Here is a 17,310-nt window from a genome sequence, read left to right as displayed (position 1 = left end):
CCCCCCGCCGGGGGGGGGCGCGGGGGCCGGAAAGCGCCGCCCCACACAACACCCCGGGCCGGCCCGGCCGGCGCCGGCGGGCCGGCAACGCCTGTCCGGATGGCCGGACTTGCTCCGGACTTATTGCGGCGAACGCTCCGGCATCGTGGGTGCCGCAGGGGTGGGCGGCGAGATCGTCCCGGTTCCCGCGGGAACGGTTGCGGTGGGCTCGGTGGGCATCGACATCATGGGCGCGGTGCCCGGAGGAACGGCACCGGACGGAACGGCACCGGGCGGGATCGCCGCCTCGGGCGGCGGCGGGTTGCCGGCACGGGCGGTGGCGAGGCTCTTGGCGTTCAGATCATCGGTCGTGGACGAACCCGTGGCCGATTCCTGATGATCCTTATGGTGATGATGGTGGTGGTGAGGCTCCGCGAGGACCGGCGTACCGACAACCAGGGCTGCGGCGACAATCATCGGACCGAAAGACAATTTCATCACGATCGTTCCTCCAAAGGCTGGGACGCGCCCGCATGCGGGCACGCGGCGTCATGACGGCCCTGGGCCATCATGCCACCTTGCGCCAATGCCAACGTCCCTCAGGCGCCTCCGGTTCCGGCCGGCTGCGCAGTCGTGGGCTGCGCCAATGTCTTGTCGGTCGCGGGCGGCGGCCCGTAGATATCGCGCGCCCGCCGGATGAAGGCCGAGACCATCAGGCGCACGGCCTCGTTGAACACCACCCCGATCGCGGCCTGCAACAGGCGCGAGCGGAATTCGAAATCGACGAAGAAATCGACCAGGCAGCCCCGTGGGTCCGGCGTAAAGGTCCAGACATTGTTCAGGTAACGGAACGGCCCTCTTTCATAACGCACGCGGATGCGCGTCGGATGTTCAAGGTCCACGCGGCTGGTAAACGTCTCACGGAACGGGCCGAAGCCGATGGTCAGGTCGGCCACCAGTTCGGTCTCGGTGCGGGTGCGCACGCGGGCGGCGGCGCACCAGGGCAGGAATTGCGGATATTTGCCGATATCGGCCACCAGATCGAACAACTGTTCCGGCGCATAGGCAATTAAGCGACGTTCCGCATGCGTCGGCATCAGACGCTCTCCGCCCCGCCGCGCACCGCCGCCAGCTTCGCCTCGCGCGCCGCGCGCAGTTCGGCGAAGTCGGAATCGGCATGGTAGGAGGAGCGGGTCAGCGGCGAGGCGCTCACTTGCAGGAACCCCTTGGCCCGCGCCATCGCGGCATAATCGGCGAATTCGTCCGGCGTGACGAAATGCCTGACCGGCGCATGCTTCACCGTCGGCTGAAGATACTGGCCCAGCGTGATGAAATCGACATCCGCCACCCGCAGATCGTCCATCACCTGCAAGATCTCGGGCCGTTCCTCGCCCAGCCCGACCATCAGGCCCGATTTGGTGAAGATCGACGGATCATGGCGCTTCACGTCATCCAGCAGCCGTAGTGACTGATAATAGCGCGCACCGGGGCGAATGGAGGTGTACAGCCGCGGCACGGTTTCCAGATTATGGTTGAACACGTCCGGACGCGCCGCCACGACCACTTCCAGCGACGCCGGCTTGCGCAGGAAATCCGGGGTCAGGATCTCGATGGTGGTGGTGGGCGACGCCGCGCGCACCGCCCCGATCACACGGGCAAAATGCGCGGCACCGCCATCGGGCAGATCGTCGCGATCGACCGAGGTGATGACGACATGGCGCAGGCCCAGCTTGGCCACGGCCTCGCCCACACGCTCGGGCTCGCCGTCATCCAGCGGGTTGGGCATCCCGGTGGTGACGTTGCAGAAGGCGCAGGCCCGGGTGCAGATCTCGCCCATGATCATCATGGTGGCGTGACGCTGCGACCAGCATTCGCCGATATTCGGGCACGCCGCTTCCTCGCACACCGTCACCAGCTTCTGCTCGCGCATCAGGGCGCGGGTCTCGTGGTACACCGGGTGATTGGGCGCCTTGACGCGGATCCAGTCCGGCTTGCGGGCGATGGGGTTGTCCGGCCGATGCGCCTTCTCGGGATGACGGAGCAGCGCACCGCCTTTTCTATGGTCGATCACCACGCGCGTGGACATAAGGCAGAACCCATAAAGCAGACAGACAGCCAGAAGTGGAACGTCGCGGGGGGCGCGTCAAGCAAACATCCCCCCTCCCCGCGCGCCGGCGATCAAAAGCTCAGGAGCAGCCTCCCGGCGTCTCCATTCAGTCTCCATTCAGATGTGCAGCGCCCCGTCATAGGCCGCCAGCACCGCCTCATGCATCGCTTCCGAGATGGTGGGATGCGGAAAGACCGTTTCCTTCAGTTCCGCGTCGGTCAACTCCGACGTGCGGGCGATGACGTAGCCCTGGATCATTTCCGTCACCTCGGCACCGATCATGTGCGCGCCCAGCAACTCGCCGGTTTCGGCGTCGAACACCGTCTTGACCAGCCCCTCGGGCTCGCCCATCGCAATCGCCTTGCCATTGCCGATGAACGGGAAGCGGCCGACGCGCACCTTGTGCCCGGCCTCCTTGGCGCGGGCCTCGGTCAGGCCGACCGAGGCGATCTGCGGTCGGCAATAGGTGCAGCCGGGGATGTTCAGCGGGTCGATCGGGTGGACATGCCGCCCGGCGATCGCCTCCACGCACATCACGCCCTCATGGCTCGCCTTGTGCGCCAGCCATGGCGGCCCGGCCAGATCGCCGATGGCGTAAATGCCCGGCTCGCCGGTGAAGCATGTCGCATCGACCTTCACATGCGTCCGCTCAACGGTAACGGCGGTGCCTTCCAGGCCGAGATTCTCGACATTGCCCACAATGCCCACGGCCGAAATCACACGGTCCACGGTAATGGCGTGCGTCTTGCCGCCGGCTTCGACCGACAGGCTTACATTATTGGCGCCCTTGGTGATCGGGCCGATCTTGGCGCCCGTCAGGATGGTCATGCCCTGCTTGACGAACGCCTTGTGCGCCAGCGCGCTGATTTCCTCGTCCTCGACCGGCAGGATGCGGTCCAGCACTTCGACGACCGTCACCTCGGCGCCCATGTTGCGATAGAACGAGGCAAACTCGATACCGATCGCGCCCGAGCCGATCACCAGCAGCGATTTGGGCATTTCGGTCGGCACCATCGCCTCGCGATAGGACCAGATCAGCTTGCCGTCAGGCTCCAGCCCCGGCAGCACGCGGGCACGCGCGCCGGTCGCCAGGATGATGTTCTGCGCACTCAGCATCGCCACCGGCTTGCCGTCCTTGGTCACGGACAGCAGGCGGCGGCTGCCATCCTTGCCCGCCAGCGCCCCGAACCCGTCGAAGACCGTGACCTTGTTCTTCTTCAGCAGATGCCCGACGCCGGAGGAAAGCTGGCCGGCCACCTGGCGCGAGCGCTTGACCACCTTTTGCAGGTCGAACCGCACATTGTCGGCCGCGAAGCCGAATTCGCCCAGATGGTGCAGCAGGTGATTGATCTCGGAGGCCCGCAGCAGGGCCTTGGTCGGGATGCAGCCCCAGTTGAGGCAGATACCGCCCAGATGATTGGCCTCGACCACAGCGGCCTTGAGCCCAAGCTGGGCGGCGCGAATCGCGGCGACATACCCGCCGGGACCACCGCCGACGACGACGAGATCGAATTCTGTCTTGTTCATGGATGTACGTTCCCGGAGCAGGATGCCGGTGCAGAAAAGCCCGTGGCCCGGACGAACCGGGCCACGGCGGGTCAGCCGCCCACGCGGCGCGGCGCGTCGCCCCCCCCGCGGCAGGCCGCGCCCCCATACCCCCCCCGCCCCCCCTCGCCGCCGCGCGGCCCCCCCCCCGCCCCCACCGTCTCTGTTTTTGTGTTTGTTGTTGGGGGGGGCCCCCCCCGCCCCCCCCCCCCCGCCCCACCCCGCCCCCCCCCCCCCCCCCCCCCCCCCACGGCGGTTCAGACGACGAGGCTGAGCGGCGATTCGACCACCGAGCGGAAGGCAGCGACCCATTCCGCCGCCAGCGCGCCATCGACCACGCGATGATCGACCGACAGCGTCACCGTCATGACGGTGGCGATCGCGAGCGCATCGCCCTTCACCACCGCCCGCTTCTCGCCCGCCGCGATGGCCAGGATGGCGGCCTGCGGCGGATTGATGATGGCCGAGAATTCCTTGACCCCATACATGCCCATGTTCGAGATCGAGAACGAACCGCCCTGGAATTCCTGCGGCTTCAGCTTGCCGGCGCGGGCGCGGGCGATCAGCTCCTTCGCCTCGTTGCTGATCTGGCTCAGCGACTTGCGGTCGGCATTGCGGATGATCGGCGTGATCAGCCCGTCGGGTACCGACACCGCGACCGAGACATCGACATCGTCATACAGGATGGTCGCATCCTCGGTGTAGGACGCATTGACCTTCGGCACCCGCCGCAGCGTAACGGCGACGGCCTTGATCAGCAGGTCGTTGACCGACAGCTTGAACGCCCCCGGCCCTTCGGCCGGCGAGGACGCATTGAGCTGCGCGCGCAGGGCCAGCAGCGCATCCAGTTCCACGTCCATGGCGACGTAGAAATGCGGAATGGTCGATTTCGCCTCGGTCAGCCGGCGGGCGATGACCTTGCGCACCGACGAGTTCGGCACCGCCGTATGCGGCACGTCGATCGTCGGCGTGGGCTGCGGCGCGGCCTTGGGAGCGGCCGGCGCCGCAACCGGCGCGGCCAGGGCCGCCTCGACATCGCGGCGCACGATGCGGCCATTCGGGCCACTGCCCTTCACCTTACCCAGATCGACACCCTTCTGGGCCGCGATACGTCGAGCAAGCGGTGAAGCAAAGACCCGTCCCGCCTTGGGCGCGGCCTCAGCGACCGGGGCCGGAGCCGGTGCGGCTGCCGGCGGAGCCGACGCCACGGCCGGCGTCGCAGCCGGGGCGGCAGGAGCCGCTTCGGGCGCCCCTGCGGTCGGCACCGCATCCGGCACCGCCTCACCGTCCGCCACCAGAATGGCGATCGGCGCATTCACCTTCACGCCTTCGGTCCCGGCCTCGACCAGGATACGCCCCAGCGTCCCTTCATCGACGGCTTCGACTTCCATCGTCGCCTTGTCGGTCTCGATCTCGGCGATCACGTCGCCGGAGGCGATAGCCTCGCCTTCCTTCTTCAGCCAGCGGGCCAGCTTGCCTTCGGTCATGGTCGGCGACAAAGCCGGCATCAGGATATTCACGGACATGGCGCGCGTTCCTCAGACCAGCTTGCGGACCGCATCCACCACCCAGGTCGGGTTCGGGAGGGCCAGCTTTTCCAGATTGGCGGCGAAGGGCATCGGTACATCGGCCCCGGCGACCCGCGCAGGCGGCGCATCGAGATAATCGAACGCATGTTCGATGACCTGCATCGCCACTTCCGCGCCGATCCCGGCAAAGGGCCAACCTTCCTCGACGCAGACCAGGCGGTTGGTCTTCTTCACGCTGGCGACGATCGTCTCGGTATCCAGCGGGCGGATGGTCCGCAGATTGATCACTTCGGCCGAAATCCCCTGCTCGGCCAGAATCGCGGCGGCTTCCAGCGCCGTGCCGACCATGATCGAGAAGGCGACGATGGTCACATCCGTCCCCTCGCGCTCGATCTTGGCGCGGCCGATCGGCAGGATGAAATCGTCATCGACCGGGCACGGGAATTTCTGGCCGTACAGGATCTCGTTTTCCAGCACGATCACCGGGTTCGGATCGCGGATGGCGGCCCGCAGCAGCCCCTTGGCATCGGCCGCCGACCAGGGCGCCACCACCTTCAGGCCCGGCACATGGCCGTACCAGCTCGCATAGCATTGCGAATGCTGGGCGCCCACGCGGGCGGCGGCACCGTTCGGGCCACGGAACACGATCGGGCAGGAAATCTGGCCGCCCGACATATAGCGCGTCTTGGCCGCCGAATTGATGATGTGGTCGATCGCCTGCATCGCGAAATTCATGGTCATGAATTCCACAATGGGCTTCAGCCCCGTCAGCGCGGCACCGACAGCCATGCCGGTAAAGCCATGTTCGGTGATCGGCGTGTCGATCACGCGCTTTTCGCCGAATTCGTCCAGAAGCCCCTGCGAGACCTTGTAGGCCCCCTGGTACTGCGCGACTTCCTCGCCGATCAGGAACACGTCCTCATCCCGCCGCAATTCGGCGGCCATGGCGTCGCGCAGGGCTTCGCGCACCGTAATCTCGACCGTCTCGCCCCATTCCTTTTCGGGCGCGACCGTCGGTGCGGCAGGCGCGGCCTGGGCGGAGGTTGGAGCGGCCTGTTGCGCGGCCTGCGGCGCGGCCGGCGCAGCGGCCTTGGTGGCCGGCGCGGCTTCCGCTCCGTCCGATTGCAGGTTCGCGATCGGCGTATTCACCGCGACATGCTCCGTGCCTTCCGGCACCAGAATGTCGCCCAGCGTTCCTTCATCGACGGCTTCGACTTCCATCGTCGCCTTGTCGGTCTCGATCTCGGCGATCACGTCACCGGCGGCGATATGGTCGCCGGGCGTCTTCAGCCAGCGGGCCAGCTTGCCCTCGGTCATGGTCGGCGACAGGGCGGGCATCAGGATCTGCGTGGTCATCGTTCAGCCCTCCACCAGCACATCGGTCCACAATTCGGACGGATCGGGTTCCGGGCTGCTCTGCGCGAAATCGGCCGCATCGACCACAATTGCCTTCACCTTGTCCTCGATCGCTTTCAGTTCCGCCTCATCGACACCGATGGCCAGCAATTCACGACGCACCCGGTCGATCGGGTCGTGGTTCTTGCGCATCTCGTCCACTTCGCTGCGCGGACGATATTTCGCCGGGTCGGACATGGAATGGCCGCGATAGCGATAAGTGGCCATTTCCAGCAGGAACGGCCCCTTGCCGGCACGACAATATTCGACCGCCTCGCGCGCCGCCTGCCGCACGGCTTCCACATCCATGCCGTCGACCTTGCGCCCCGGAATCCCCCAGGGTTCACCGTTGCGCCACAACGCCTTCGAGGCCGAGGCCCGCTCGACGCTGGTGCCCATGCCGTAATGGTTGTTCTCGATCACGAACACGCAGGGCAGCTTGTGCAGCGCCGCCAGGTTGAAGCTCTCATAGACCTGGCCCTGGTTGGACGCTCCCTCGCCGAAATAGGCGATCGCAACCTCGTCGGTGCCGCGATATTTGTTCGCGAAGGCCAGCCCGATCCCGAGCGCGACCTGCGCGCCGACGATCCCGTGCCCGCCATAGAAATTCTTCTCGCGCGAGAACATGTGCATCGACCCGCCCTTGCCGCGGGAATAGCCGCCCTCGCGCCCGGTCAGTTCGGCCATGACGCCACGCGGGTCCATCCCGGCGGCCAGCATCTGGCCATGGTCGCGGTAGGAGGTGATGAGCTTGTCGCCCGGTTTCAGCTCCGTCTGGATGCCGACGACCACGGCTTCCTGGCCGATATACAGATGGCAGAAGCCGCCGATCAGGCCCATGCCGTACAACTGGCCGGCCCGTTCCTCGAACCGGCGGATCAGCACCATGTCGTAAAAGGCGTGCTTCAGTTCGTCCGTGGTGAAGATCGCATTGTTCCGGTCTGGGCCGGAAACGCCCGCGTCAGTGCCGGACGGTTTTTGATCGTCCATGGTTTTTCTCCCTTTTTGCGCACCGCGACGCCGGAACGGGATGATGCCCCCGCTCTCTGGCGCTCCGGTCAGATGATGTTCACTCAATTTGCCGTGTTTACGGATCGGGAATACGGCTTTCCCGATAAATCGACCTGCGACGGCAATGGCGAAATCCGACGGCAGATTTACGATTTTCGCCACCTTTTTATCGTGCTGGGGGCCGTCCTCAAAGGCGGAAAGAGGTGTAGGGTCGGAAACAAACCGAGCGCATTTGGTAAACGGAGTGAACGTGAGCGACAGCAGCGGCCGAAAGATGTTCTGCGGTAACAGGGTGCGCGCGCTGCGCACCGCGAATGCGATCTCGCAGCGGATGATGGCCCAGCGCCTGGCCATTTCCGCCAGTTACCTCAATCAGATCGAAAACAACGCCAAGCCGGTCCCTAGCCGGCTGCTGATGGCGCTATGCGACATGTTCTCCGTCGCCCCGAGCTATTTCGGCGATGACGGTGAAATCCGGATGCTCCGGCTCCTGCGGGAAGCCTCCAGCGACCCGATGTTCCGGTCTTCGCTGCCGGAACGCGAGATTCATGGCGCGATCAGGGACAATCCCGCTTTCGTGAAGATGTTTCTCGAACTCTATCGTTCGGTCAGAACCATGCACGAACAGGGCACCGAGAGTCAGCCCGACAAACGGACGGAAGCCGAGCGCGCCTCGGCATGGTCCAAACTCTCCTCGGCCTACGAGATCGTCGGCGACTGGGTGCAGGCGGAGCGAAACTATTTCGACACGCTCGACCGCACTGCCGAACAATTGTACGAAACCGCCCGGCTGGATACCGACACGATCGGAACAGGGCTGGAACGCCATCTTCGCGATCGCTTCGGCGTCACGGTCTCCACGACAACCATCGCGCCCGTCATCGCCAACAGCAGCCCCTGCCATTTCGACAGCACCGAAAAAACCGCCCGTTTCGTCCCCGGCCTGTCCGGCCCGACCCGGACATTCTGCATGGCCCGGCTGATCGCCCATCTGGGATATTCCACGCTGATCGACGAGGCGGCCCGTCACCCGCTCCTGTCCGACGAGAACACCCGTTCGATCGCCCGTGCCGCAATGGCCAATTATTTCGCGGGCGGGCTCATGATGCCGTATGAATTGTTCGCGGCGAAGGCCAAGGCGTTCAAGCACGATATCGATTGCCTGCAAACGACCTTCTCGGCCAGTTACGAGCAGGTATGCCAGCGGCTCTCGTCCCTCCAGCGTCCGGGCGCGGAAGGGGTTCCGTTCTACTTCATCAAGGCGGATGTGGCGGGGAATGTACTGAAAAGCTACAGCGCCAACCGTTTCAGCCGCGCCCGTTTCGGGGCGCTGTGCCCACGCTGGAACGTCTTCGAAAGCTTCTCCGCCGCCGGCAAGCTGATCATCCAGATTTCGCAGGATACCGAAGGCGGCCTGTTCATCAGCGTGGCGCGGGCGGTCCTCTCCCACCCGCAGTCATTCTTCGACCGCCAGCCGAAACGCGCGATCGTCCTGGGCTGCTCCGTCGCCCACGCGGACGAAGTCGTCTATTCGTCGATGCTCAACCTGCACGATCCGCGCACATTCATCTCGATCGGCCCCGGCTGCCGGTCGTGCGTCCGCGCCGATTGCGAACACCGCGCGATGCCGCAGAGCGGCTTCTTCTTTCAGCCGGCCGCAAATGCCTGACCAGACGCCCCGCACGGACGAACCTGCCCAGGCACTACCCTATTCCGACGCGGCCGCCGGCACTTCTGCCCGCTGATACGGCCCGGATCGTCCACCGGATTTATGGATCAGGCGGACATGGCTGATCGTCATGTCCCGGTCCACCGCCTTGCACATGTCGTAAAGGGTCAGCGCACAGACGCTGACCGCCGTCAGGGCCTCCATCTCCACCCCGGTCTGGGCGGTCGTGCCGACACTGGCCTCGATCTCGATCCCGCTGCCATCCCCGGCAGGCGTCAATTCCATGCGCACGGAACTCAGGGCCAGCGCGTGGCAGAGCGGAATGAGGTCCGAGGTCTTCTTCGCCGCCATGATGCCAGCAATCCGGGCAACCGCCAGCACATCACCTTTCTTCATGCCGCCGGAGAGAATCAGCCCCAGCGTTTCGGGCCGCATCGTCACCAGCCCCCGCGCGACGGCCTGCCGTTCGGTGACCGGCTTGCCGGCAACATCCACCATCACGGCATGGCCGTTCGCGTCGAGATGCGTCAGATCACCCACAACCGGCACGATTCAGGCATCACCCAGCAGGACGCGGGCCGCCGCGCCCGGCGAGGGATTGCGCAGCAGGCTTTCGCCCACCAGAAAACCACTGGCCCCGATGGCGTTGAGCCGCATGACGTCATCATGCGTACCGATCCCGCTCTCGGACACCACGATCCGATCCGGCGGCACCAGCGGCGCAAGCTGAAGCGTCGTCTCAAGGTCCGTCTTCAATGTCTTGAGATTGCGGTTATTGATTCCGATCAGCGACGTATCCAGCGCCAGCGCCCGGTTCAGTTCGGCCTCGTCATGCACCTCGACCAGAACGTCCATATCCAGTCCACGCGCGATATCCAGCAGTTCGGCAGCCTCGCTGTCGGTCAAGACCGCCAGGATCAGCAGCACGCAATCCGCGCCGATGATGCGGCTTTCATGTACCTGCCAGGGGTCGAGAATGAAATCCTTGCGCAGGATCGGCAGCGAACAGGCATCGCGCACCCGTTGCAGATCTTCCGTGCAGCCATGAAAGCACGACCCCTCGGTCAGCACCGAGATACAGGCGGCTCCAGCCTTTTCATATTCGGCGGCGATACCCGCCGGATCGTAGTCGACGCGCAGAATGCCCGCCGAGGGCGAGGCTTTCTTGATTTCCGCGATCAACCCGATCTGGCGGTCGGCCGTCCGCTGTTTCAGCGCCTGGCCGAAACCACGGGTGGGCGTGCTGACTTCGCGAGCGCGGGCCGTGACCTCCTTCAGAGGCGTCACGGTCGCCCGTTGCGCGACATCGACCCTGGTCCGGGCGCAGATGCGCGCAAGGACATCCGGAAGTCCATCCGGGTCCGAGGCGGTGCCGCACTCGTTCTGAGCGGGATTCGTCGCGGTATCGTTCATGATCAACCCTGTATGAATTCGTCCCGCACGGACGGCATGCCGGCGCGCGCGGATTTCAAGACAGCCAGTGCAGACCCGTCATCCAGAACACGGGCCGCCTCGGCGACCAATGCCCGCAGAGATGCGGGCTGCACTTTCCCTTCTTTCAGAATGTCCCCACGTCCGGCCACATGCAGCGCTGCCGCCGTGTTCAGCAGAACCGTGTCGCGATAGGCCCCGCGGGCACCGGCCAGCAATTCTTCCAGGGCGGCGGCGTTCTCCGCAGGCCCTCCGCCCGCAATCGCCGAAATCGGTGCATGGGGCAAACCGGCATCGCCGGGTTCCAGCACGAAATCATACAGAACGCCGTCCTGCAAAGCCACGATCGCCGTGGGGCCGGCCAGCGTCAGTTCATCAACGCCCTGCCCCACGCCGCATGTGCCATGGACGGCCCATGCGCACTCCGAGCCCAGAAGCTGCAACGTCTCCACGACCGGCCGCAGCCACGCCCGATCGAACACCCCGACCAGTTGGCGCGTCACGCCGGCCGGATTGCACAGCGGGCCGATCAGGTTGAACAGCGTCCGCATCCCCAGCGCCGAACGCGCGGGTGCGGCGAAGCGCATGGCCGGATGGTGCGATGGGGCCGCCATGAAAGCCAGCCCCCCCTCGTTCAGCCGCGCCGCGATCACGGCCGGATCGTCCGACACCGCCACGCCCAGCGCACCCAGTACATCGGTCGCCCCCGATCGCGACGACAGCGCCTTGTTGCCGTGCTTGGCCACCGGCACCCCCAGCGCCGCCAGCACGAAGGCAACGGCGGTCGAGATATTCAGCGTTCCCAGCCCGTCACCGCCGGTTCCGCAGACATCGATCGTGCCCGCCGGTACCGGCGCCACTCGCCGCATGCGCGACCGCACGGCGCGCACGGCGCCCAGCAACTCGGCCCGCTGCTCGCCCCGCACCCGCAGCGCCATCAGAAACGCCGCGATCAGCATGTCCGGGATGCCGCCATCCATGATCAGGCCGAACGCCTGTTCGGCATCGGCCTCGTTCAGGGTTTCCCCAACCGCCAGCCGGTTCAGAATGGCCCTGAAGGCGTCGGTCGGGGCGACAGTCAGGGCCGGCGTGCCATCCATCTTCTGTCAGGCCGCCTTTCGCGGCGTATTGAGGCCGCGCGCAATCGCCAGGAAATTGGCCAGAATGGCGTGCCCATGTTCCGACGCGATGCTTTCGGGATGAAACTGGACGCCAAACACCGGCAGCGTCCGGTGGCGAAGCCCCATGATGACCCCATCCTCGGTATGCGCCGTGGCCACAAGGTCGGGCGGCAGCGTACCGGGTTCGACCGTCAGGCTGTGATAGCGGGTCGCCATAAAGGGATCGGGCAACCCTTCGAACACGCCACTGCCATCATGAAAGACCGGGCTGACCTTGCCATGCATGGGCACCGGTGCCCGGACCACAGTGCCACCGAAGACCTGCCCGATGGCCTGATGCCCCAGGCAGACGCCGAAAATCGGTACATGACCAGCCGCGCGGCGGATCAGGTCGCAGCAGATCCCGGCCTCGTTCGGCGAACGCGGGCCGGGCGACAGGACGATCGCCTCGGGCTTCAGCGCCATGGCCTCGTCAACCGTCAGCGCATCGTTGCGCCGTACGTCGCACCGTTCCCCCAGATCGCCCAGATAATGGACGAGATTGAAGGTGAAACTGTCGTAATTATCGATCAGCAGGATCATGGCGACATGATGGCCTGCTGTTCCAGCCCGGTCAAACAACAGTTCAGAATTTCATCGAAATAATACGTACCGTCCAAAATTGGATCGTTTGTTACGAAAATCAGGCGAGAACGTATAATTTTATAACAAAATAGACAGTGCGGTCAGTCCGCATTGCCTCCGCGCGCGAACCGCACCGCCGCTTCGGCCGCGCGGAACAACGCGCGGGCCTTGTGCTGGGTTTCCTCGTATTCCGCATCGGGCACGCTGTCGGCGACCACGCCGCACCCGGCCTGCACATGCATCTGCCCGTCCTTGACCACGGCCATCCGCAACCCGATGCAGGTATCCATCTCGCCATTCGCACCGAAATAGCCGATGCAGCCGGCATAGGTGGCGCGGCGGGTCGGCTCGACCTCGTCGATGATCTCCATCGCCCGGATCTTCGGCGCCCCGGTCAGCGTGCCGGCGGGAAAACCCGCGACCAGCGCATCCAGCGCCTCCAGCCCCGGCCGCAATGCGCCTTCGACATTCGACGAGATATGCATGACGTGGCTGAACCGCTCGATCACGAATTTCTCGGTCACCTTCACGCTGCCGACCGCACAGACCCGCCCGACATCATTGCGGCCCAGATCGATCAGCATCAGATGCTCGGCCAGTTCCTTGGGGTCGGCCAGCAGATCCCGCTCCAGCGCCAGATCCTCCTCCGCCGTGCGGCCACGCGGTCGGGTGCCGGCCAGCGGCCGCACCGTCATCCGCCCGTCGCGCAGGCGCACCAGGATCTCGGGCGACGACCCGACGAGCGTAAATCCGTCGAAGGCCAGGTGGAACAGGAACGGCGCGGGGTTGATGCGGCGAAGCGACCGATACAGCGCCAGCGGCGGCAGGGTGAACCGGGTCGAGAAACGCTGGCTGGGCACGACCTGAAACGCATCGCCGGCCGCGATATAGTCCTGGATGCGCCGGACCATCGCGCAGAACGCCTCGCGCGTGAAGTTCGAGCGCGGAGGCTCCAGCGGGCCGGTATAATCCGGCCGGGTCTCATGCAGCGCCAACGGCTCCGACAGCGTCCGCCGCGCCAGCGCGATCAGGTCTTCCGCCGCCTGCCACACCTGCTCGGGCGCGCGGTCCGGGCTCGGGCGCACCGGCGCCGCCAGGATCAGTTCGTCCCGCACCGTGTCGAAGATGGCGAACAGGCCGGGGCGGATCATCACCCCCTCGGGCAGGTCCAGATCGTCGGGCGGGCTGTCGGGCAGATGCTCCATCTGCCGCACCATGTCGTATCCCAGATAGCCGAACAGGCCGGCCGTCATCGGCGGCAGTCCCGCCGGCAACCCCATCCGGCTGTCGCGGATGATCGCGCGCAGCGAATCCAGCGGCGCCTCCGCAACCGGGACGAAACCGGCGGAATCACGGTCGGGCGCGCGATTGACCGCCGCCTTCCCGTCATGGCAGCGCCAGATCAGGTCCGGCAGCAGGCCGATCACCGAATAGCGGCCCCGCGCCACCCCGCCCTCGACGCTTTCCAGCAGAAAGGCGTTGCGGGCCGGACTGGCATCGGTCGCGCCGGCCAGCCGGGACAGGCGCATATAGGCCGAGACCGGCGTCAGCAGATCGGCGGCCTCCACACTCCAGACCACGCTGCCCTCTCCCAGTCGCAGGGCGGACAGCGCCGCCTCGCGTTCCTCAAGGGTCGGCGCGGCGGGAATGGTCTGAACGATGGTCGTCACGGGCTGGTCTCTCCGGCGCCGCCAGTCCCGCTCACCGAGGCCAGGGCCGATTTCAGGGCACTCATATTGGTCTTGGGCTTGACCACCTGCTGAAGGGCCGCGGCGTAGGACATCCCGATATCATCCGCCAGCGCCTGCGACATGGCGCTGCGGATACGCCCGACGCGCATCGCCTCCTTGTCCGGCGCGGGATGGATAATCGCGGTCAGCGTCGCGACATAAAAACCGTCAGGCCCATCCAGCATCATCGTCTGCCCCGTCTTGTCGAGGCGGAAAGCCAGTTGGGCCAGTTCTTCGGGCACGCCCTCCACCGCCTGTCCACGCGCCAGCGGCGCCGGATGCTCGACCGGCTGGCCGGCGGCAGCGGCCGCAGCCGCGACACCGCCATGGTCCTTGGCCGCGACATACAGCGCGGTGGCCGCGACATTGGCCGCATGGCGGCGGGCCTCGTCGTCCCAGGCGGCGCGCACCTGCGCGGCGGCCGCGTCGAAGGGCTGGACCTGCGCCGGTATGATGCTGTCGACCGCGACCGCGTACCAGCCATTTTCCGGCCCCTGGACCAGCGTGGGGTTCGCCCCCTTCGCCTGGCTGAAGACCTTCTCGATGATCGCCTTGCGCAGGGCGGGCGATGCCGGGATCGGCGCGGTCTCTCCCCCCTGGGTCATGCCCTGCGCGTTCAGCGTGCCGGCGATGGCCGCCGCGCCGAGATTGTCGGGAATATGGTCCAGCCCGCCGCCGGCGATCGCGTCCTGGAGCTTCTGCACGCGCTGGCCGACCAGTTCCGCGGCCTGACCATGGGCGATCTGCTCGCGCAGTTCCTGCCGGGCGGCATCGAACGTGGTCACATGCGGCGGCGTAACCAGCGTGACCCTGAAGACGACCCAGCCGGTATCGACCTGCACCGGCCCCTGAAGGTTGGCGAGCGGAGCGGCGAAGACCAGCTTGGCCAGCCCCACCGAGGGAATGCCCACCTGGCGGACGTTATCCATCTGCACCGTGGCGGAATCCTTGGCGTCGGCCTGGATGCGGTCCCACTCGGCGCCGGCTTTCCACTGGTCGGCGATGGCCTGCGCGCGTGCCTGGCTGGGCGCCGTCACGATCTGCACGGTACGGGTTTCCGGAACGTTGTATTTCGCGGCCTCGGCCTCATACAGCCGCTTCAGTTCGGCATCGGGGATCTCGACCGACTGCGCCACGCTGTCGGGCGACAGCACGACGATGCGCGCATGGCGGTATTCGGGCGTCTGAAACAGCCAGGAATGATTGTCGTAGAAGCGATGCAGTTGCGCCGCGTCGGGCGTCGGAACCGCCTGCGCGGTCAGCGGAAAGCGCACCAGGTCGATGGTCCGGGTCTGGGCATCGAAATCGAACACGTGGCGGACCATGGTCTCCGGCGCGCGGGCACCGTTCTGGAGCGGTTCGACCAGCGCGCGCACGGCAAGGTCGGCGCGGATCAGATCGAGCAGGCGCTTTTCGGTCATGCCGATCTGCTGAAGGCGCGAATCGAACAGCTTGCGGTCGAATCGGCCGTCCGGTCCCTTGAAGGCCGGCAGCCCGAACACTTCCGTGCGCAGCGCGTCATCCGGCACGGTCACGCCCAGCCGCTCCGCCGACAACGTGATCTCGGACTGCATCATCAGCCGCTGCAACACCTGCTCCGCCGCCTGTCGCCGTGTCGCCACCGGCAATTGCGCCGGGTCGGTCATCCCTGACTGGCGGGCGACCTGCTGCAATTCGTTCTGCACGGCCGAGAGGAAATCCTCGGTGGTCACGGTCTGACCGCCCACCCGCACGATGACATCGGCGCGCTCGCTGCCGATATTCGACAGAACGTCGCCCACGCCCCAGCCGACAAAGGCCAGGAATAACAGGCCGGCGATAACGCGCCCCAGCCAGGAATCGACAAAGACGTGACGCAGGAAGGAAATCATGAACGGCAATATCCGGGCGAAGGCGGCACAAGCGACTATGGCGACCGGATGGCCGCCTTATTCGGCCGGGCACCATAAGGATACGGCCCGCGATTGACCAGAACCCTGTGCGCGGGTGCCGCGTTGGCGCGTGGCCATTGTGCTGGCGCGGCGCGCATGGTGTACGGTAACGGCGACCGGGCGGCGCACACGGCCCCACAATATAAACAAGGGATCAAGCCACATGAGGCAGATGATCGTCGGCAACTGGAAGATGAACGGGCTCACAGCCCCGTCGCGCGACCTCGTGAGCGCGATCGCACAGGGTCTGGAAGCCATTCCCAACCCGCCGCCGGTGGTGGTCTGCCCGCCCTTCACCCAACTGGCGGCCATAGGGCCCCTGCTGAAGGGCACCGGCATCGCGCTGGGTGCCCAGAACTGCCATCACGCGCCGTCGGGCGCGCATACCGGTGATATCTCGGCCGCCATGCTGGCCGAACTGGGCGTGGAATACGTCATCCTCGGCCATTCCGAGCGTCGGCGGGACCATGGCGAGCTCGACGAAACGGTGCGCGAGAAGGCCGTGGCCGCGATGGAAGCCGGCCTGACGCCGATCGTCTGCATCGGCGAGAGCGCCGACCAGCGCGCCGCCGGCGAGTATCAGGACGCCGTCGGCTGGCAGATCAAGGGCTCGCTGCCCGACAATTTCAACGGCATCGTGGCCTATGAGCCGATCTGGGCCATCGGCTCGGGCGTGCCTGCGTCGACGCAGGACATCGCGGACATGATGGGCTTCATCCGCGCCGAGCTCACGCGCCAGTTCGGCGAGGCCGGAAAGACCATGCGGATTCTCTATGGCGGGTCGGTCAATGGGCGCGAGGCCCCCGCCATTCTGCCGATCGCCGAGGTCGGTGGCGCGCTGGTGGGCGGCGCCAGCCTGAAGGCGGACGCATTTCTGCCGATTGTCCGCGCCGCCATTGACCTGTAAACGGTCGGTCTGCGCCGCCCTATCGGAAGTCGAGAATGATCACCGTCCTGCTTTTTCTGCACCTGTTCGTCACCCTGGCCCTGATCGGCACCGTCCTGATCCAGCGCAGCGAAGGCGGCGGCCTGGGTATCGGCAGCAGCCAGGGCATGGGCAGCTTCATGTCCGGGCGCGGGACGGCCAACCTGCTGACGCGCACCACCTCGGTCCTGGCCGGCATCTTCATGGTGCTGTCGCTGACCCTGGCGGTCATGAACCGGGGTGCCGCGACCGGTGGCGGCCATGACATCCTGGCCCAGCCGCCCGCTCCGACGGCCCCCACGCCCGCTCCGGC

17 protein-coding genes and 1 pseudogene are annotated in these 17,310 nt (G+C 66.2%); 5 read left to right on the top strand and 13 right to left on the bottom strand.

Going from position 1 to position 17,310, the window contains the following annotated elements; translation table 11 throughout:
* The coding region (locus ABF821_RS14895) for a hypothetical protein (protein ID WP_415530554.1) at nucleotides 1-376 on the top strand (376 nt) is incomplete at its 5' end.
* A 202-nt stretch (nucleotides 377-578) separates the two neighbouring features.
* Here ABF821_RS14895 and ABF821_RS14890 read toward each other — a convergent pair.
* The 7 genes and pseudogenes from ABF821_RS14890 to pdhA form a co-directional block, all read right to left on the bottom strand.
* On the bottom strand, nucleotides 579-1,076 hold the full coding sequence (locus tag ABF821_RS14890) for a type II toxin-antitoxin system RatA family toxin (RefSeq protein WP_182972606.1): 498 nt from the start codon (nucleotides 1,074-1,076) through the stop codon (nucleotides 579-581).
* Nucleotides 1,076-2,065 carry a lipoyl synthase gene (gene lipA, locus ABF821_RS14885; RefSeq protein WP_182972605.1) on the bottom strand — a complete coding sequence of 330 codons (990 nt, stop codon included), beginning with the start codon at nucleotides 2,063-2,065 and terminating at the stop codon, nucleotides 1,076-1,078. Before lipA ends, ABF821_RS14890 begins: the two co-directional genes overlap by 1 nt.
* A 138-nt stretch (nucleotides 2,066-2,203) precedes the next feature.
* The gene (lpdA, locus tag ABF821_RS14880) at nucleotides 2,204-3,613 is read right to left on the bottom strand and encodes a dihydrolipoyl dehydrogenase (RefSeq protein WP_415530553.1); all 1,410 of its coding nucleotides are present in this window, start codon (nucleotides 3,611-3,613) and stop codon (nucleotides 2,204-2,206) included.
* Between the two features lie 275 nt (nucleotides 3,614-3,888).
* The gene (locus tag ABF821_RS14875; RefSeq protein ID WP_415530552.1) at nucleotides 3,889-5,157 is read right to left on the bottom strand and encodes a pyruvate dehydrogenase complex dihydrolipoamide acetyltransferase; all 1,269 of its coding nucleotides are present in this window, start codon (nucleotides 5,155-5,157) and stop codon (nucleotides 3,889-3,891) included.
* A 12-nt stretch (nucleotides 5,158-5,169) separates the two neighbouring features.
* Nucleotides 5,170-6,477: a pyruvate dehydrogenase complex E1 component subunit beta gene (locus tag ABF821_RS14870; protein ID WP_415530555.1), complete on the bottom strand. Its 1,308-nt coding sequence runs from the start codon at nucleotides 6,475-6,477 to the stop codon at nucleotides 5,170-5,172.
* Nucleotides 6,416-6,571: pseudogene (locus ABF821_RS14865) on the bottom strand (hypothetical protein); the annotation flags it as partial. The pseudogene ABF821_RS14865 and the gene ABF821_RS14870, both read right to left, overlap by 62 nt.
* On the bottom strand, nucleotides 6,520-7,545 hold the full coding sequence (pdhA, locus tag ABF821_RS14860; protein ID WP_183009476.1) for a pyruvate dehydrogenase (acetyl-transferring) E1 component subunit alpha: 1,026 nt from the start codon (nucleotides 7,543-7,545) through the stop codon (nucleotides 6,520-6,522). The gene pdhA and the pseudogene ABF821_RS14865, both read right to left, overlap by 52 nt.
* On the opposite strand from pdhA, the gene ABF821_RS14855 reads away from it, so the two are divergent.
* Together ABF821_RS14855 and ABF821_RS14850 are read left to right on the top strand one after the other, a co-directional pair.
* Nucleotides 7,534-7,854 (top strand): hypothetical protein, encoded by a 321-nt coding sequence (locus ABF821_RS14855; protein ID WP_182972600.1) that lies wholly within the window; start codon nucleotides 7,534-7,536, stop codon nucleotides 7,852-7,854. The two genes, pdhA and ABF821_RS14855, sit on opposite strands and share 12 nt — an antisense overlap.
* On the top strand, nucleotides 7,817-9,235 hold the full coding sequence (locus ABF821_RS14850) for a helix-turn-helix domain-containing protein (protein ID WP_183009474.1): 1,419 nt from the start codon (nucleotides 7,817-7,819) through the stop codon (nucleotides 9,233-9,235). The genes ABF821_RS14855 and ABF821_RS14850 overlap by 38 nt, the downstream gene beginning before the upstream one ends.
* Nucleotides 9,236-9,274: 39 nt before the next feature.
* Here the strand turns inward: ABF821_RS14850 and moaC are convergent, their stop codons facing one another.
* The 6 genes from moaC to ABF821_RS14820 form a co-directional block, all read right to left on the bottom strand.
* Nucleotides 9,275-9,775: a cyclic pyranopterin monophosphate synthase MoaC gene (moaC, locus tag ABF821_RS14845; protein WP_375288952.1), complete on the bottom strand. Its 501-nt coding sequence runs from the start codon at nucleotides 9,773-9,775 to the stop codon at nucleotides 9,275-9,277.
* Nucleotides 9,776-9,787: 12 nt separating this feature from the next.
* The gene (gene trpC, locus ABF821_RS14840; RefSeq protein ID WP_182972597.1) at nucleotides 9,788-10,648 is read right to left on the bottom strand and encodes an indole-3-glycerol phosphate synthase TrpC; all 861 of its coding nucleotides are present in this window, start codon (nucleotides 10,646-10,648) and stop codon (nucleotides 9,788-9,790) included.
* Nucleotides 10,649-10,650: 2 nt separating this feature from the next.
* On the bottom strand, nucleotides 10,651-11,766 hold the full coding sequence (gene trpD / locus ABF821_RS14835) for an anthranilate phosphoribosyltransferase (protein WP_415530551.1): 1,116 nt from the start codon (nucleotides 11,764-11,766) through the stop codon (nucleotides 10,651-10,653).
* 6 nt (nucleotides 11,767-11,772) lie between these two features.
* The gene (locus tag ABF821_RS14830) at nucleotides 11,773-12,369 is read right to left on the bottom strand and encodes an anthranilate synthase component II (RefSeq protein WP_182972595.1); all 597 of its coding nucleotides are present in this window, start codon (nucleotides 12,367-12,369) and stop codon (nucleotides 11,773-11,775) included.
* Between the two features lie 143 nt (nucleotides 12,370-12,512).
* Nucleotides 12,513-14,081, bottom strand: a complete 1,569-nt coding sequence (gene trpE, locus ABF821_RS14825) for an anthranilate synthase component I (RefSeq protein ID WP_310888949.1) — start codon at nucleotides 14,079-14,081, stop codon at nucleotides 12,513-12,515.
* The gene (locus tag ABF821_RS14820; protein WP_415530550.1) at nucleotides 14,078-16,012 is read right to left on the bottom strand and encodes a peptidyl-prolyl cis-trans isomerase; all 1,935 of its coding nucleotides are present in this window, start codon (nucleotides 16,010-16,012) and stop codon (nucleotides 14,078-14,080) included. Before ABF821_RS14820 ends, trpE begins: the two co-directional genes overlap by 4 nt.
* 223 nt (nucleotides 16,013-16,235) lie before the next feature.
* On the opposite strand from ABF821_RS14820, the gene tpiA reads away from it, so the two are divergent.
* Both tpiA and secG read left to right on the top strand, forming a co-directional pair.
* Complete coding sequence (gene tpiA, locus ABF821_RS14815; RefSeq protein WP_415530549.1) at nucleotides 16,236-16,979, top strand: triose-phosphate isomerase; 744 nt, start codon at nucleotides 16,236-16,238, stop codon at nucleotides 16,977-16,979.
* Between the two features lie 35 nt (nucleotides 16,980-17,014).
* Nucleotides 17,015-17,310, top strand: a 296-nt coding sequence (gene secG / locus ABF821_RS14810; protein WP_415530547.1) for a preprotein translocase subunit SecG, incomplete at its 3' end; no start/stop codon positions are given.

Source organism: Gluconacetobacter sp. (genome assembly GCF_047721585.1).
Classification (GTDB): Bacteria; Pseudomonadota; Alphaproteobacteria; order Acetobacterales; family Acetobacteraceae; genus Gluconacetobacter; species Gluconacetobacter dulcium.
The sequence above is the reverse complement of the archived record's forward strand: the minus strand, read 5'-3'. Positions and strand labels throughout refer to the sequence as shown.